Source organism: Serratia sp. MYb239 (genome assembly GCF_002966855.1).
Taxonomy (GTDB): Bacteria; Pseudomonadota; Gammaproteobacteria; order Enterobacterales; family Enterobacteriaceae; genus Serratia_B; species Serratia_B rhizosphaerae.
Window position 1 is genome coordinate 979193 of the sequence record NZ_CP023268.1, and the last position, 15637, is coordinate 994829.

Genomic DNA, 15637 nt, shown 5'->3' on the forward strand with positions numbered 1-15637 from the left:
CTGAAAACGATAAATTGGCAGGCTGATAATGTGGGCCGGGTATTTTTCAGCGGCGAAAGGATGAAGGAAAAATAGTGCGGATGATGCCGGGCGGCGTATTGGCAAGGACAGGGAAGAATAGCCGGTACTTTTACCGGTATGCATTTTTCTGGCGTGGATGAGGGGCCGGTAGGCCGACGGAGATTAACGCAGGTGTAGCAGCTGACGGCCGCGAAACGACGTAATATCAATAATTAACCGTGCTAATTGTTTTTTAAACATAACTTGTCACAAATGATTTACATCTAATTAACTGCGCTATGTGGGGGAAATGTGTGCGGCAGTTAACAATTACCGTGACAGGTCAGGCCGCCGGCGCCGCGTGCGATCACATTCTGATTTTTGAGCGGGGTAAATATTTTTTCACGGCGCGGCCGGGCGCTATTTTCGTCGAGGTCTTACCGGGTTCTGGTCCGGTAAAAACGAAATGTCGATATTCAGCGGCTAAACTTAACGAAAAGACAACGAACAGCGGTTTACGGCGGGAAAGTGTTGCCCTGGCTTGATCTTGCAGGTGCAATCGGTAAGAATCCCCGGCCGTAATTTGTACAGGAGTTATTTTATGTTGTTGAAACGGACATGCATTGCCGGCTGTATGGCGTTGATATTTCCTGCACTGCCTTCTTTGGCTGAGGTTAGTTCAGAAAATAGCACTGCCGCACCGGCGGAGAAACCGGGCCTGTGGCAGCGCTTTACGGACAACGTTGCGGAAACCTGGAACAATTCGCCGAACCACGATCTCTATATTCCGGCGATCACCTGGCACAACCGCTGGACGTACGACGATGAACATATCGACAAGTACAACGAGCGGCCATGGGGCGCCGGCTACGGCATCTCGCGCTTCGATCAGGACGGCGACTGGCACGGCATTTATATCATGGCGTTTAAAGACTCCTTTAATAAATGGGAGCCGATCGGCGGCTACGCCTATGAGAAAATCTGGCGTCCGCTGGATGATAAGGATTTCCGCCTGGGGCTGGGCTTCACCGCCAGCGTGACCGCCCGCGATAACTGGAACTATATCCCGATCCCTGCGCCGCTGCCGCTGGCGTCGGTCGGTTATAAAAAACTGACGTTTCAGGCGACCTATATTCCCGGCACCTACAATAACGGCAACGTGTTCTTCGCCTGGCTGCGCTGGCAGTTTTGAGCCGCCGCAGTTTGCTCATAATCCTAAAAATTCTGCGGCGAACAGTTAAATGGAACTTGTCGACGCGCACAGCGTCCGAAAGTATGTTCCGGCGATATCGCCGTTTACCGTAGAGAAGACAGGAGTTTGAACACTATGAATAATAAGCATCGTGCATTGTTGGCGCTGGCATTGGCCACCTCATTGAGCGCCGGCGCGGCGCAGGCCGGTTTAATGGATTCCGTCAGCAACGCCGCCGGCGAACTGAGCAAATCCGGTGGGGAAAGCGGCGGTACGTCGCTGTCGACCCTGACCGGTCTGCTGAACGGCGGCGACAAGGCGCTGAGCTCCGGCAGCATGACCAACGCGGCCGGTATCCTGCAGTACTGCGTGAAAAACAATGTCCTGTCGGAAAGCGGCGCGGCGGATGTGAAAGACAAACTGCTGGGGAAACTGGGCATCAGCAGCGAGTCTGACGCCAAAAGCGAAGACTACCAGCAGGGGCTGGGCGGCCTGCTGCAAACCGGCGAAGGCAAGAGCCTGGATCTGAACAACCTCGGCACCTCGCAGATCACCGAAAAAGTGAAGCAGAAAGCCTGCGATCTGGTGTTGAAACAGGGCAAATCCTTTATTTCTTAAGCATCTGATATTATCTGACGCTGCGGGGCGTGATGCGCCGCAGCGTTGTTGTTTCTACCCCTCGCGCGTGACTTACGGCGCGGGCCGGATCACAGTGAAATCATGAAAAAAACGTTGTTGCTTTCCCTGCTCGCAGGCGCAGCGCTGCTGCAAGGATGTCAGATGAAAACCAATAATGATGCGCCGCCGCCGCCACGAACCATCGGCATGGCGAATCCGGCCGATGTTTACTGCACGGAGATTGGCGGCAAACTGAACGCCAAAGAGAATGAGCACGGCCAGTATTCCACCTGTACGCTGCCAAGCGGTGAAGAAATTGAGAGCTGGCAGCTGTTCCGCCGTGACCATCCGGTGAAAAAATAGCGCGCCGGCGCGCTTAAAACTGGCCGGCGTCAATGGCCTGAAATTGCACCTTACCGTGGCTGTGCAGGCTGATGGGCAGCCGCCAGTTGTGGTCGCTGGCCAGCGCAAAGGGCTGTGAACGGTAGCTGCAGCCGCTTTGGATATCTTTCACTTTCATCACATAGCGTTCCGCCGCGGTGGTCTGGATACTGAAACTGGCGGCGGCGGGAATAAACAGGTCGGCGACGTGCTGCGGGTTTTCCGCACTGGCCAGTTTTACCCGCACGGCGAAGGCGTTATGCTGATTATCCAGCGTGATGCGCTGCGTCCGGCCGCGTTCCTGTGCGTCGGGCTGCCGTAAATAGCCGGCGGAATCCGGCCAGGGGCTGCCCTGGTTGTCGTGCAGCGGCCCGCCGCACTGCCCGCGCGCCTCGCGCGGCGGCACTTCGCGCTGAATATCATAGTGGGGCTGCGCGGCCGGGGAGAGCGGCTCAGCCTGCGGATCGGTGCGCAGATAGCGCTTCACGGCGATGACGCCCAGCGCCACCAGCATAAAAAAGATAAAGGTCGTCAGACGGCGGCTGAATACCATGCCAAACAGCCTGCCGGGTAATTGAAACAGCCACCTTGCGATTCTCAGTAACATAGTTTTCCTTTAGCGCCCAAACCGTTACGTCTGCGGTAACGTTGTTATTGCACAGTATAGACAACATCCTGCCGGAGATTACTCTTCTTCCAGCGCGGCAAACTGCTGGCCGAGATAATCCAGCAGCAGCCGCACCGCCGGCAGCAGGCCGCGGCGGGACGGGTAGACCGCATGCACGATACCGCCTTCGGGGTGCCAGTCAGGCAGCAGTGGGGTTAAATCGCCGCGTAGCATTTCATCGTGCATCATCATACGCGGCAGTTGCACAATGCCGGCGCCGGCGATCGCCGCTTTACGCAGCATCAGCATATCGTCGCTGACCAGGCGCGGATGGTGCTCCCAGCGGAAGGTTTTTTCCTGCGGGCCGTACAGCGTCCACTGATGTTGCGCGCGCGCCGGGCCGAGGTCGAGCGTCGGGTAGCGCTCCAGATCCTCCGGCTGCCGCACTTCGCCCAAGGTGCGTACCAGCGCCGGGCTGGTGGCGATACACCAGCGACGGGTCGCCAGTACTTTCAGCACCAGATCGCTGTCTTCCAGCGGCGGCGGGCGTACGCGGATGGCCAGATCCAGCCCTTCGCCCACCACGTCTACCCGTCGGTTGGTGGCCTCCAGATGCAGCGTGACCTGCGGATAATCCGCCATAAAGGCGGCCAGCATATCGCCAACGCGGGTATGCAAAATCGCCACCGGACAGCTCATGCGCACCGTGCCGCAAGGCTCGGCACGGGTTTGTTCGATCGCCTGCTGCGCCGCTTCGGCCTCTACCAGCATCGCCTTGCAGTGGCGGTAATAGCTCTGGCCGACCTCGGTGACCGAGAAGCGACGCGTTGAGCGCTGCAGCAGCCGCACGCCGAGCCGCTCTTCCAGCAGCGCCACCCGGCGGCTGAGCTTGGATTTGGGGATGCCGAGCGCCCGGCCGGCCGGGGCAAATCCCCGGTGATCCACCACGCTGGCGAAAAAGAACAGATCGTTTAAATCAACCAACACCGTCACTCCATTGTTCTACTGGTAGAACGCTGAGTGTATATCTTGCCGACTACCTGAGCAATTCAGAGTGAATTACACTGCCGTCATCGAGTAGGGCCGTGGGGTCCGCAACCGGAGAGAAATGATGAAAAAGATCCTTGGCGTGTATGACAGCCCGCAGGCGCACTGGGTCGGCAACGGTTTTCTGGTCAACTCCCTGTTCTCATATAACGAGCTTGGGGCGGAAATGAGCCCGTTCCTGCTGTTGGATCATGCGGCGCCGACCAAGTTTCGTGAAACCACCGGGCGGCGCGGCGTCGGCCAGCATCCGCACCGTGGGTTTGAAACCGTAACCATCGTCTATCAGGGAGAAGTGGAACACCGCGACTCCACCGGCGGCGGCGGCGTGATTGGCCCCGGCGATGTACAGTGGATGACGGCGGCTTCCGGCATTCTGCATGAAGAGTTTCATTCTACGGCGTTTTCCCGCCGCGGCGGCACCGTAGAGATGGTGCAATTGTGGGTGAACCTGCCGGCCAAAGACAAAATGGCGGCGCCGGGTTACCAAACGCTGCTGAATCAGGCGATTCCGCAGGTTCCGCTGGCGGACGGTGCCGGCCAGGTACGGGTGATTGCCGGTAACTTTGACGGTCACGCCGGCCCGGCGCGCACCTTCAGCCCGCTGAACGTCTGGGATATGAAGCTGAATGCCGGCCATCGCACGGAGCTGACGGTGACCGAGGGCCATACGTTGGCGCTGGTGCTCAGCGGGGAGCCGATCGATGAACCGATCGTCGGTTACGGCCCGTTTGTGATGAACAGCGAAGCGGAGATCCAGCAGGCGTTTCATGATTTCAACAGCGGCGAGTTTGGCGTGATGCCGCCGGTGGAAGCGCAGTTGGAACGCTGAACAATTCTGCCATCTACTCTTATTGCCGGTCAGTACATGCTGACCGGCATTTTTATGGGTGCGGCAGGCATTTTCCTTACGTAATCCTGCGTGATGTAAGCAAATGGCAGCATGGTGAAAAGGTAGCGAAAAGCCGCTTTCTCAGCGTATTGGCGCGGAGTAGGTTAGGGACGTTCCCGTTCAATAAGGAGTGATATGATGAAAATGCGATTGAAAGCTCTGGCGCTGCCGGCGCTGGCCGCCGCGGTGTTGTTCAGCAGCAGCGCGATATCGGCACCGACGGCCAAAGAGGCGCCTGCACCGCAGATGGCGGGGAAAGAGCGCCCGCCGTTCCCGGGGCCGCATCCGATGCCTAAGCCCGGCTTCTGCCACGGCGGCGAGCTGTTTTGCGCCTCATCGCTGAGCGACAACCCGACGGAAACCATCAATAAGCTGACCTCGGTGATCCCGGCGGGCAAGGCCAAGCGCTATGAAGTACGGGTGTCGGTGGTTGAGCTGCCGGCTCAGCCGCCGGTGCCGCCTGCGTCTTAATGGGGGTAAGCCGGCCGAAATGAGCCGGCCGGCTTACCGCAGGCGGCGCTGGTTTACGCTTCTTTACGTAGGAGCTGCTTGAAATTGCAGCAATTGATCCCCATATAATACCTATTCGACGATAAAAGGAGAGGCATATGGGAATCAGTGAAGAAGAATATATTCGTCGCCAAAGTCGGGAGAAACACGCCGTCGGTAATATGGCGAAGTGGGTAGCGATTGTTTCGGCGGTATATTTTGTTTTGATGGTCTTCTACGGTCATCCGACCGGCGTACTGGCCATGTCCGGCGTCATGTTTCTGGTGTCCACTACCACTTGGCTGAAGAAGCGCCAGAAAGTAAAGTCCTACCGTCGCGCGCTGGCGCGTATCGAAACGGACGAAGTCCCGCAGTAATCCCCGTACCGGCAGGGCGTCAGCCGTGCCCCGGCAACCAGTCTGATGCGTTCCTTGTCACGGGCAATAAAAATGCCAGACAGGCGGCGCTGGCTGGCATTGCGGGCGGCGTTAATCGTTAAAGAAATGAATCATCATCATTGCCGAAGCCGTCATCGTCGGCGAAATCATCGCTCTGATAATCGGCATTCTGCCAGCCGCTGTCCTGCGACAGGAAGCTGCCGTCACCGTTGTTAAAGGTGTCGAGATTATTGGACGCATCAAACTCACGCATCGCGCTATCATCCTGCAGCGCAGCGTTCTGCGCGTCGTCGGCGGGCGTTTCATTAATGATATTCACAATCTCTTCCGGCTGGGTATGGCGGAACATACCGGTCAGCATATCCGCCAGCATGACGCCGCCGGCAACCCCTGCGGCAGTCTGCAGCGCACCGCCGAGGAAACTGCCGGCGCGTGACGGCGTGGCCTGCTGCTGTTGCGGCGCATAGCCGCCCTGCGGCTGATTATTCCACGCGGCGTTGTTCTGCTGACGCGCCTGGGCCTGAGCCTGCGGGCTGGGGGCGCTGCGGCCGGTACCGCCGCCAAACAGCCCGGCGAGAAATCCGCCGCTGCTTTGCTGGCCGGCGCCGTTCTGCTGTAGCTGCGTGACTTGGCCTTCCAGCTCTTTGACCCGCTGATCCAACTGCTTCAGCGCGGCTTCCTGAATAATGATCGCCTGCGCCATATAGTAAGGCGCGGCGGGCTGTTCGCTCAGATGCCGGTTAATTTGCTGTTCTGCCTGAGCATCCCGTTGTCCCGTTTTGGTTTCAGCCTCTTTTAAGCGGCCGAACAGGCCATCGATAAGGCGTTGTTCTTCTGATTGCATTGGATGACTCCAGGAAAATAAAGATTGATCGCTGTCACGTTAGCCGGTTTGCCGGCGGCAATAAATAGCGCGTCAGTAAAGCTGGCTGCAAATTTGTTACCAATTACGGCAAGGGCATCAGCATCACCAGCTTCAGCGCGCTGCTTTCCGCCGGGTGCAGGGTCAGCTGCTGGTAGCGTATCTGGCCCTGCTCGGCATGGCGAAAACGACGCTCCCCGCCGGCGCGCGCCATCACGTCGTGCTGTTGCCACCAATGGTTAAAATCTTCGCTGTGGTGCGTCATCTGGCGCACGAAAGCGCGCATGGTTTCGCTGCTCTGATGATGGCTGGTTTCTGCGCGGAACTCGGCTACCACGCGGCGGGCGCGATCCGGCCAGTCATCGACCAGCGTTTTTGCCAGCGGATGGAAAAACATAAAGTGCAGCAGATTAGGCTGGGTCTCCTCGCCCAGCCAGCCGGCAAACAGCGCTTCCGCCTGGGCGTTCCAGGCCAGCATATTCCAGGTGATGTCCAGCAGATAACAGGGCACCGTTACCGCCTGTACGCTGTGCAAAATCAGTTGATTGACGCCGTCCTGTTGCGGCGTCTGTTGCGGGTCGGCCACGCGCGCCAGGGTAAACAGGTAGTGACGTTCCGCATTACCGAGGCGCAGCGCCTTGGCGATGCGCGCCAGCGTGTGCGGTGAAATCGACACTTCTCGCCCCTGCTCTATCCAGGTATACCAGGTGGCGCTGATGCCGCTGATTTGCGCCAGCTCTTCCCGGCGCAGGCCGCTGGTGCGGCGGCGCGGCGAACTGGGCAGGCCGATCATTTCCGGCGTGATGCGTTCCCGGTGGGCGCGCAGGAATGCGCCCAGGGCCTTCGGGCCGGACAGGGCTTCTGATGTTGAGGTCATAGCATGGTACCTTCTTATACCAGGATAACTGCTTATATTGTACCCGTATAGTAAGCAGATTATAGTCGCTGGCAGTGATTCACAACCAGTCAGGAGCCGCTATGAACAGCAATAGCCACAACGATGCCGTCGACCGTCAGTTTGGCGCACAGGCCAGCGCCTATTTAACCAGTGCGGTGCACGCGCAGGGCAATGATTTACAACGTCTGGGCCGGCTGCTGGCGGCGCACCCGCAGGCGCGGGTGCTGGATCTGGGATGCGGCGCCGGGCATGCCAGCTTTACGGCCGCCGCGCAGGTGTCGCAGGTCGTGGCCTACGATTTGTCGGCGCAGATGCTGGCGGTGGTTGCGCAGGCGGCACAGGAGCGGGGGCTGAGCAATATTCAGACGCAGCAGGGCGTGGCGGAGTCGCTGCCCTTTGCCGACGGCGACTTTGATCTGGTGATCAGCCGCTATTCGGCACACCACTGGCATGATGTCGGGCAGGCGCTGCGTGAAGTCAAACGGGTGCTGAAGCCGGGCGGCAAGGCGATCCTGATGGATGTGGTCTCGCCGGGGCATCCTTTGCTGGATATTTATCTGCAGACCGTTGAGGTGCTGCGCGATACTTCGCACGTGCGCAACTATGCGCCGGGTGAGTGGTTAAGCATGCTGACGGCGGCGGGGTTGCGGGCGGAAGAGGTGACCAGCGACCGCCTGCCGCTGGAGTTCAGCAGTTGGGTGGCGCGGATGCGCACGCCGGAGACGCTGGTGGCCGCCATCCGGGAGTTTCAGCGGCAGGTGTCCGACGAGGTGGTCAGCCATTTCGCCATTCAGCCGGACGGAACCTTTACCAGCGATATTATGATGCTGGTGGCGCGGCGCGGTTAAAAAAATAAGGCTGCCGGTGACGGCAGCCTTACGCGTATTTGCTATTTATACCCTCAATAATTCGAGTTGCAGGAAGGCGGCAAGGGAAGGAGTCCCGATGCGTTGACTCAGGTCAGTGATTCGGGTGACTGAGCGCCGCCAACGCACCTGCAGCTTGAAGTAGGACGGGTATACACCGACCGGGTTAACGCGGTGCTTATTGTTTATCTTCCAGCAGGCAGCGGTAAATCAGGCCGCCGATGATGCCGCCGACCAGCGGTACCAGCCAGAAGATCCACAGCTGTTCCAGCGCCCAGGTACCCTGGAAAATCGCGACGCCGGTACTACGCGCCGGGTTGACCGAGGTATTGGTGACCGGAATGCTGATTAAGTGAATCAGGGTCAGCGCCAGACCGATAGCCAGCGGCGCAAAGCCTGCCGGGGCGCGTTTGTCTGTGGCGCCGTGAATAATAATCAGGAAGAAAGCGGTTAATAATAATTCAATAACGATCGCCGCCTGCAGTGAATAACCGCCCGGCGAGTGTTCACCAAAGCCATTGGAGGCGAAACCGCTGGCGGTAGCATCAAAGCCGGCTTTACCGCTGGCAATGGTATACAGCGCTGCGGCGGCGACAATGGCGCCGATAACTTGCGCAATGATATACGGGATAACGTCTTTTGCCGGAAAACGGCCGCCGGCAAATAAGCCTACGGTTACCGCCGGGTTAAAGTGTCCGCCGGAAATATGGCCAACGGCGTAAGCCATGGTGACAACGGTTAAACCAAATGCCAGTGCCACGCCGGCAAAACCAATGCCTAATTCAGGAAAGGCCGCAGCTAATACGGCGCTGCCGCAACCGCCAAACACCAACCAAAATGTGCCAAAAAATTCGGCAAAGAATCGCTTTAACATAGACTCCATCCTATCGGGATAGCTAACGGGTGTTAGCATTAAAAACTATAGAACACCTTTTTAATTTGTCGCGGACGTTTTGACCATTTTCTTTATGGGCATATAAAACGCGCGCGCTATTAAATCTCCGGCGTACGGTTTTGTCCATGTAAAAAATAGGTTTTCGGTTATTAACCTGTATTTGCCATGCTTTGCGATGGGAAATGTTCAGATTATTCCCTATGCCTGATGATTAAATCTCCCGGGCAGCGACAGGCAGCGGGATAAAAATCGTATTGTGGAAAGCAGATCAATACATCAGGCAAATTGAATTGGCAGAATAGGCGCCAGCAAATAAAAAAATGACGGAGATAATAATATGTATAAAAAGGGTGACGTTTTTTACCACATCGGCCTGAAGGAAGGTGACGTCGGGCGTTATGTGCTGCTGCCGGGGGACCCGTTCAGGACCGATATCATTGCGCAGAGCCTGGACAACCCGCGGCTGGTGGCTCACCAGCGCGAGCATAAAACCTGGACAGGGACGTTAAACGGCGAGAAAGTGTCGGTCACCTCGACCGGCATGGGCTGTCCGTCGACGGCCATCGCCGTCGAAGAGCTGATCGCCGCCGGTGCGGATACCTTTATTCGCGTCGGCACCGCCGGCCGTGTGGCCGCGCCGGCGCATGACGGCGGTGTGTCCGGTACCATCGTCACGGCAGCGATCCGCGATGAAGGCACCACAACGCAGTATTTACCGATTGAATACCCGGCGGTCGCCGACCGGCGGGTGGTGCAGGCGCTGGCCGAGGCGGCGGATACGCTGGGCTATCGCTTCTTGGAAGGCATTACACACTCGAAAGACTCGTTCTATACCCAGGTGTTCCCTGATGCGGTGCCGGCGGGCGAGCTGTGGCAGGCGCGGCAGAAAATCTGGCAGCGCTCCAACGTGATGTGCTCCGAGATGGAGTCGGCGGCGATTTTTGTTATCTCCTCGATTCGCGGCTGCCGCGCGTCCGGCGTGATGGCCTTCTCCGATGCGCCGGATCAGGCCGCCGAGGTGGCGAAGGCGATCGACACCGCCTGTGAAGCGATTAAGATTCTGATCGCGATGGATAAACAGAGCGGGAAATAACGCGACGATATACCACGTTCGGATAAGCGCCGATAACGTCGGCGCTTTTTGTCGGCATCGGTACAACCATGCGGCTTTAGGAATAGTCGCTGTTTTATTTACGTTATGACCGGGCTATGTTGTGTATTCAGCAGCGCAGGCTGCGCTTGTCCGTTTATCTCCTGCTACAGATTCTCCTTAATCCTCTCACAATGATTGATCTTCTTTACATTGCATGACGTCCGTTTTCATGGGCCGGCAGATAATTAACGTTGCGACGAAATAAATAACCAAGAAGCAACAGGAGCCACCATGAAACGCTTTTATTCTTACCTCACCGCCGCGCTGCTGGCCGGCGCTTCGTTTTCCACCTTTGCCGCGCCGCTCAGCGTCACGGCGGTCAATAATCAGCAGGCTGCGTCGTTACAGAGCCTGGGTGCGGTATCGGTGTCCGGCGTTGCCGGCACGTCGGACGACGCGGTCAGAAAACTGCAGGAAAAAGCTGCGGCTCAGGGCGCCTCCCATTACCGTGTGATCGGTCTCGATACGCCGGGAGACTCCAGCCTGTGGCGGGGTAATGCAGAAATTTACCGCTAAGCGCTAACGGCGCCGGCGGCACAAGAAAACGGTGGTGAAACGGGTCGGCAGCCGGCGATAGGGCGCGGGTTTGCGGATAACGATCGCCGCCGTTTTTTTATCGCTGTTGCATTTTATTACAACTGTGTCGCCCGCTTTCGGAATGGTATTAATGAATCTTTAAGCTTTTCCGCCCAGATTAAGGGGTTCATGTTAAGGAGCCTCGAATGATCAATGCGACACGGCTGCAACTGAAACACCGCTTTTCTTATATCCAGCAGTTTATGGCCTCGCCGCGTACCGTCGGCACGCTGGCGCCATCCTCGCCCTGGCTATGCCAGGCCATGTTGGATCAGATCGAATGGACCCGCACGTTATCCATCGCCGAGCTGGGCGCGGCCGACGGCGTATTGACCAAGCGTATTATCGGCCGGATGCGCGCCGACGCCGGGCTGGACGCCTATGAAATCCAGCCGAACTTTGTCCGGCGTCTGCAGCAGATTGAGGAGCCGCGGCTGCAGGTGATGGCGCAGTCGGCGGAAAGGCTGGAGCGGGAGTACGACGTGATTTTCTCTTGTCTGCCGCTGCTGTCGATACCGCTCAAGATCAGCATACGCATTCTGCAGCAGGCGCGGGAAAACCTGCAGGGGCGCAACGGTACGCTGGTGCTGTTCCAGTACAGCCATCTGTCGGAAAAGCTGCTGTCGCGCTACTTCCACTGGAAGAAGCAGCGCGTGGTGCGCAATTTCCCGCCGGCGCTGGTGTACGTCTGCACCCCGCGTTAAAACCGAGGTTTCATAGCGATCATTGCTGCGTGCCGCAGACGGCGTCTGGCGGCACGCGCACGAAACTTGCTTCTCCGACGCCGTTCCCGCCACTTTTTTAACTTTTTAAACCCCATTTGCCTGCGGTTAAACGTGTTTTAGCCGGGAAAGGGAAAAATTACGCTGTTTCACGCCGCGCCAGTGGTGAGTGATTGAAAATGATAATGAGAGTAATTATCATGCGTGGATATTTTTCCGTTCCGGCACCACCATGCGTAAATCCTTCCTGTTGTTACTGGCCTCCCTGCTATTTTCCATTCTGTCCTGCGCCCAGGCGAAAACGGTGACGGATATTCTGGGCCGTCGCGTTGACGTGCCCGATAATCCGCAGCGTATCGTGCTGGGGGAAAGCCGCATGCTGTATACGCTGGCGCTGCTGGAGCCGGGAGATCCGGCCCGGCGGGTGGTGGGCTGGCCGCGCGATCTGGCGCGTTATGACGCCCAGAGCTGGCAGCTGTACAGCCGGAAATTCCCGCACATTGCGCAGATCCCGGCGATCGGCGGCGGCAACTTTCGTCAGATCAATCCGGAAAGCCTGATCCAACTACGGCCGGATCTGGTGATTCTGGCGCGCTATGCGCGCGAAGACGGCGATGAGGCGCAGCGGGTGGCGGCGCTGGGTAAAGCGGGGATCCCGGTGGTATATGTCGATCTGCGTATCGATCTGCTGCACAACACCGTACCGAGCGTGCGCCTGCTGGGTGAACTGCTCAACCGTCAGGCGCGTGCCGAGGCGTTTATTACCTTCTATCAGCAGCACATGACGGCGGTCCGCGAACGGCTGGCTGCCTATCACGGCGACAAGCCCAAAGTGATGCTGCATCTGCACCTTGGCCGGCGTGACACCTGCTGCACCACCGCCGCGCACGGCAATCTGGGGGATCTGGTGACCTTTGCCGGCGGCGAGAATATCGCCAACGCCAGCATTAAGGGCGTGTACGGCGAACTGAACCCGGAAACGCTGCTGACCGCCAACCCCGATGTCTATCTGGCCACCGGCATGGCCGGTGAGCAGGGCAAGCGCTATTCCGACCTGTTGCTGGGGCCGCAGGTCAGCCGCCGGCAGGCGGACGACAGCTTCCGCCGCCTGATTCAACAACAACCGATGATCGCCGGGCTGAACGCGGTAAAAAACCAGCGGGCCTGGAGCATTTGGCACAACTTTTATCTCAGCCCGTACCACGTGGTGGCGGTCGAGATGTTTGCCAAGGCGTTTTATCCGCAACTGTTTGCCGATATCGATCCGCAAGAGACTTTCCGGCAGCTCTACCAACAATTTTTGCCGTTGCCATTTTCAGGGACCTATTGGAGTCAGTTAACAGGTGAATAACTATCAACGCGGCTGGCTGTGCGCCATTCCGCTGGCGGCCGGCAGCGCCTGGCCGGCCGTCGGGGCCGAAAATCATAACGATAAATCAGAACATATGCTGGTGATCGGCAGCAGCCAGGCGCCGAGCGCCGAGAGCTATCAGCCGCTGACCAGCGTGACCGGCACGCGCAGTGAAACCAGCCTGCTGAACGTGCCGCAGGCGGTTGACGTGGTGCCGACGCAGGTGCTGACCGATCAGGCGGTCAGTAATCTTGATGAGGCGCTGTACAACGTCAGCGGCATTACCCAAAGCAATACGCTGGGCGGCACGCAGGACGCGGTGATGAAGCGCGGCTTTGGCGACAACCGCGACGGCTCCATCTTACGCGACGGCGTCCGTTCTATTCAGGCGCGTAACTTTACCCCGACCACCGAACGGGTCGAGGTGCTGAAGGGACCGGCGTCGATGCTGTACGGCATGGGCGAACCGGGCGGCATGATCAACATGATCAGCAAAAAGCCGCAGCTGCAGCAGCATACCCACGTTGAAGGCTGGGGCAGCAGCTTTAAGGGCGGCGGCGGCCAACTGGATGTGACCGGCCCGCTGGGCACCTCGGGTTTTGCCTATCGGATGATCGTCGACCATGATGAAACCGACTACTGGCGCAATTTCGGCCGCAACCGCCAGACGACGATTGCGCCGTCGCTGATGTGGTACGGCGAGAGCACCACGGTGCGTCTGGCCTACGAGCATATGGAGTACCTGACGCCGTTCGACCGCGGCACCATTATTGATTCGCGCACCGGCAAGCCGGTCGATACGCCGCGCGATCGCCGTTTTGATGAGGCCTACAACGCTACCCGCGGCGATCAGGACAGCGTGACGATGCAGATCGATCAGGTGCTGAACGACCGCTGGAAAAGCTCGCTGACCTACGCTTATAACCGCAACAGCTACAGCGATAATCAGGCGCGCGCCACCAAGCTGGACCCGGAGAGCGGCGCGCTGACGCGCCAGGCGGACGCTACCGCCCATGCGGTCAGCCATGCCAACGCGGTGCAGCTGACGTTGAACGGCGACGTGGACTGGGGACGGGTCAATCATCAGTTGCTGTTCGGTTTTGATTTCGAAGACAGCCGCACCTACCGCGGCGATATGATCCGCGGCAGTAAAAACAGTGATTTCAATATCTACCATCCGGTGTACGGCCAGATGCCGGCTTCGACCAAGGTCAGCGCCAAAGACAGCGACCAGCGTGAAAACCTGACCAGCTATGGCTGGTTTATGCAAGATTCCCTGCAACTGACCGATAACTGGCTGGTGATGGGCGGGCTGCGTTACGACACCTTTGACGTCTATGCCGGCAAAGGGCGGCCGTTTAACGTCAATACCGACAGCTCGGAGGCGAAGCTGGTGCCGCGCGCCGGGGTGGTGTACAAACTGACGCCGTATGTCTCGCTGTACGGCAGCTACACCGAGTCCTTCAAGCCTAACTCCTCCATCGCCACCCAGATTGGCTCACTGCCGCCGGAGCAGGGGAAATCCTGGGAGATGGGCGGTAAGGTCGCCTTGCCGAACGGCATCACCGGCACGCTGGCGCTGTTTGATATCACCAAACGCAATGTGATGGTCAGCGAGCTGGTGGACGGCGAAAGCGTGACCCGCACCGCCGGGCGCGTGCGTTCGCAGGGGGTTGAGCTGGATATGGCCGGCAATATCACCGACAGTCTCAGCCTGATCGGCGCCTACGCCTATACCGACGCGCGGGTGGTGGATGACCCGGCCAACAAAGGCAAGGAGATGGCTAACGTGGCGCGCCATACCGCCTCGCTGTTCCTGACGCAGAACCTGGGATCGCCGGGGCTGTACAGCGGCGATGAGCTCCGCGTCGGCGCCGGGGCGCGTTATGTCGGACGCCGGCCGGGCGATGCCGCCAACAGCTTTTATCTGGATCACTACACCGTGGCCGACGCCTTTGCCGCCTACAGCATGCCGTTGCACGGCTACCGGGTAAAATGGCAGCTTAACGTCAAGAACCTGTTCGACAAAACCTATTATCCTTCCAGCGGCAACAATCTGCGGGTGGCGGTAGGCGAACCCCGCGAGGTGGTGCTGCGGGCCAGCGTGGATTTTTAAACCGACCCGGTGCGGCGGTTAAGGAGAGAGTGATGAGTGTGACGATTCGTCCGGCGCAGACTGCGGATATCGAGGCGATGATGGCGGCGGAACGTTCGGCGGCGGAACTGTTTCGCCCGCTGCCGCAGTGGGCGTTTATTGCCGATGACGCCATCATGTCGGCCGCGCAGCATGCGGCGCTGATTGCCGAAGAGAGCGAATGGCTGGCGCAGGACGGCGCGGCCGTCGCCGGTTTTATCGCCGTACGCCGACATGGGGACGAATGGCATATTGCCGAATTGTCGGTAGCGGCTGAGCACCAGCGACGCGGGATTGGGCGTCAGCTGATCGTAGCGGTGGCCGACTGCGCCAGCCGGCAGGGCGTCAGGCAGCTGACGCTGACCACGTTTCGCAACGTGCCGTGGAATGCGCCGTATTACCGCCGGCTGGGGTTTGAAACCATCCCTACGGTGGAGCTGTCGGCGCGGCTGCGCGCCCAGATGGCGAGCGAAGCCGAGCACGGGCTGCCGTTGGGCAGTCGCTGTGCGATGAAATTTACACTATTGTAAAGATTGAAATACACAGGGCGGGCGGTATG

Annotated in this window: 18 protein-coding genes; 13 read left to right on the forward strand and 5 right to left on the reverse strand. The window is 58.8% G+C overall.

Going from position 1 to position 15637, the window contains the following annotated elements:
* Nucleotides 1-601 precede the first annotated feature (601 nt).
* The 3 genes from pagP to CLM71_RS04625 all read left to right on the forward strand — a co-directional run bounded on the left by pagP (nt 602) and on the right by CLM71_RS04625 (nt 2173).
* Nucleotides 602-1192 carry a lipid IV(A) palmitoyltransferase PagP gene (pagP, locus tag CLM71_RS04615; protein WP_105229959.1) on the forward strand — a complete coding sequence of 197 codons (591 nt, stop codon included), beginning with the start codon at nt 602-604 and terminating at the stop codon, nt 1190-1192.
* A 135-nt stretch (nt 1193-1327) separates the two neighbouring features.
* Nucleotides 1328-1810, forward strand: a complete 483-nt coding sequence (locus CLM71_RS04620; protein WP_105229960.1) for a DUF2501 domain-containing protein — start codon at nt 1328-1330, stop codon at nt 1808-1810.
* Nucleotides 1811-1912: 102 nt separating this feature from the next.
* Complete coding sequence (locus tag CLM71_RS04625; protein WP_105229961.1) at nt 1913-2173, forward strand: DUF333 domain-containing protein; 261 nt, start codon at nt 1913-1915, stop codon at nt 2171-2173.
* A 13-nt stretch (nt 2174-2186) separates the two neighbouring features.
* Here the strand turns inward: CLM71_RS04625 and CLM71_RS04630 are convergent, their stop codons facing one another.
* On the reverse strand, nt 2187-2798 hold the full coding sequence (locus tag CLM71_RS04630; RefSeq protein ID WP_105229962.1) for a hypothetical protein: 612 nt from the start codon (nt 2796-2798) through the stop codon (nt 2187-2189).
* 78 nt (nt 2799-2876) lie between these two features.
* The gene (locus CLM71_RS04635; protein ID WP_232251666.1) at nt 2877-3782 is read right to left on the reverse strand and encodes a LysR family transcriptional regulator; all 906 of its coding nucleotides are present in this window, start codon (nt 3780-3782) and stop codon (nt 2877-2879) included.
* Nucleotides 3783-3909: 127 nt separating this feature from the next.
* On the opposite strand from CLM71_RS04635, the gene CLM71_RS04640 reads away from it, so the two are divergent.
* The 3 genes from CLM71_RS04640 (at nt 3910) to CLM71_RS04650 (ending at nt 5600) form a co-directional block, all read left to right on the forward strand.
* On the forward strand, nt 3910-4674 hold the full coding sequence (locus tag CLM71_RS04640) for a pirin family protein (RefSeq protein WP_105229964.1): 765 nt from the start codon (nt 3910-3912) through the stop codon (nt 4672-4674).
* Nucleotides 4675-4872: 198 nt separating this feature from the next.
* A complete protein-coding gene (locus tag CLM71_RS04645; RefSeq protein ID WP_105229965.1) occupies nt 4873-5205 on the forward strand; it encodes a hypothetical protein in 333 nt (110 codons plus the stop codon).
* A 137-nt stretch (nt 5206-5342) separates the two neighbouring features.
* Entirely contained in the window at nt 5343-5600 is a 258-nt protein-coding gene (locus tag CLM71_RS04650) for a hypothetical protein (RefSeq protein ID WP_105229966.1), read from the forward strand.
* A gap of 118 nt (nt 5601-5718) precedes the next feature.
* Here the strand turns inward: CLM71_RS04650 and CLM71_RS04655 are convergent, their stop codons facing one another.
* Both CLM71_RS04655 and CLM71_RS04660 read right to left on the reverse strand, forming a co-directional pair.
* Nucleotides 5719-6465, reverse strand: coding sequence for a DUF2076 domain-containing protein (locus CLM71_RS04655; protein WP_105229967.1), 747 nt, complete (start codon nt 6463-6465; stop codon nt 5719-5721).
* 103 nt (nt 6466-6568) lie between these two features.
* Nucleotides 6569-7360 carry a helix-turn-helix transcriptional regulator gene (locus CLM71_RS04660; RefSeq protein ID WP_105229968.1) on the reverse strand — a complete coding sequence of 264 codons (792 nt, stop codon included), beginning with the start codon at nt 7358-7360 and terminating at the stop codon, nt 6569-6571.
* Nucleotides 7361-7461: 101 nt separating this feature from the next.
* Between CLM71_RS04660 and CLM71_RS04665 the strand changes: the two genes are divergently transcribed.
* Nucleotides 7462-8229, forward strand: coding sequence for a class I SAM-dependent methyltransferase (locus CLM71_RS04665; RefSeq protein WP_105229969.1), 768 nt, complete (start codon nt 7462-7464; stop codon nt 8227-8229).
* A 196-nt stretch (nt 8230-8425) separates the two neighbouring features.
* Here the strand turns inward: CLM71_RS04665 and aqpZ are convergent, their stop codons facing one another.
* Nucleotides 8426-9121 carry an aquaporin Z gene (gene aqpZ, locus CLM71_RS04670; protein WP_105229970.1) on the reverse strand — a complete coding sequence of 232 codons (696 nt, stop codon included), beginning with the start codon at nt 9119-9121 and terminating at the stop codon, nt 8426-8428.
* Nucleotides 9122-9479: 358 nt separating this feature from the next.
* Here aqpZ and CLM71_RS04675 point away from each other — a divergent pair, with 358 nt between their 5' ends.
* From CLM71_RS04675 to CLM71_RS04700, 6 genes are all read left to right on the forward strand, one after another.
* Nucleotides 9480-10235, forward strand: coding sequence for a nucleoside phosphorylase (locus CLM71_RS04675; protein ID WP_105229971.1), 756 nt, complete (start codon nt 9480-9482; stop codon nt 10233-10235).
* Nucleotides 10236-10526: 291 nt separating this feature from the next.
* The gene (locus CLM71_RS04680; RefSeq protein WP_105229972.1) at nt 10527-10811 is read left to right on the forward strand and encodes a DUF1471 domain-containing protein; all 285 of its coding nucleotides are present in this window, start codon (nt 10527-10529) and stop codon (nt 10809-10811) included.
* 206 nt (nt 10812-11017) lie between these two features.
* Nucleotides 11018-11575, forward strand: a complete 558-nt coding sequence (locus tag CLM71_RS04685; protein ID WP_105229973.1) for a class I SAM-dependent methyltransferase — start codon at nt 11018-11020, stop codon at nt 11573-11575.
* A gap of 250 nt (nt 11576-11825) precedes the next feature.
* Nucleotides 11826-12944: an ABC transporter substrate-binding protein gene (locus tag CLM71_RS04690; protein WP_105233221.1), complete on the forward strand. Its 1119-nt coding sequence runs from the start codon at nt 11826-11828 to the stop codon at nt 12942-12944.
* Nucleotides 12937-15060 (forward strand): TonB-dependent siderophore receptor, encoded by a 2124-nt coding sequence (locus CLM71_RS04695; protein WP_199776398.1) that lies wholly within the window; start codon nt 12937-12939, stop codon nt 15058-15060. Before CLM71_RS04690 ends, CLM71_RS04695 begins: the two co-directional genes overlap by 8 nt.
* Nucleotides 15061-15092: 32 nt before the next feature.
* Nucleotides 15093-15608: a GNAT family N-acetyltransferase gene (locus CLM71_RS04700; protein ID WP_105229974.1), complete on the forward strand. Its 516-nt coding sequence runs from the start codon at nt 15093-15095 to the stop codon at nt 15606-15608.
* Nucleotides 15609-15637: the final 29 nt, after the last annotated feature.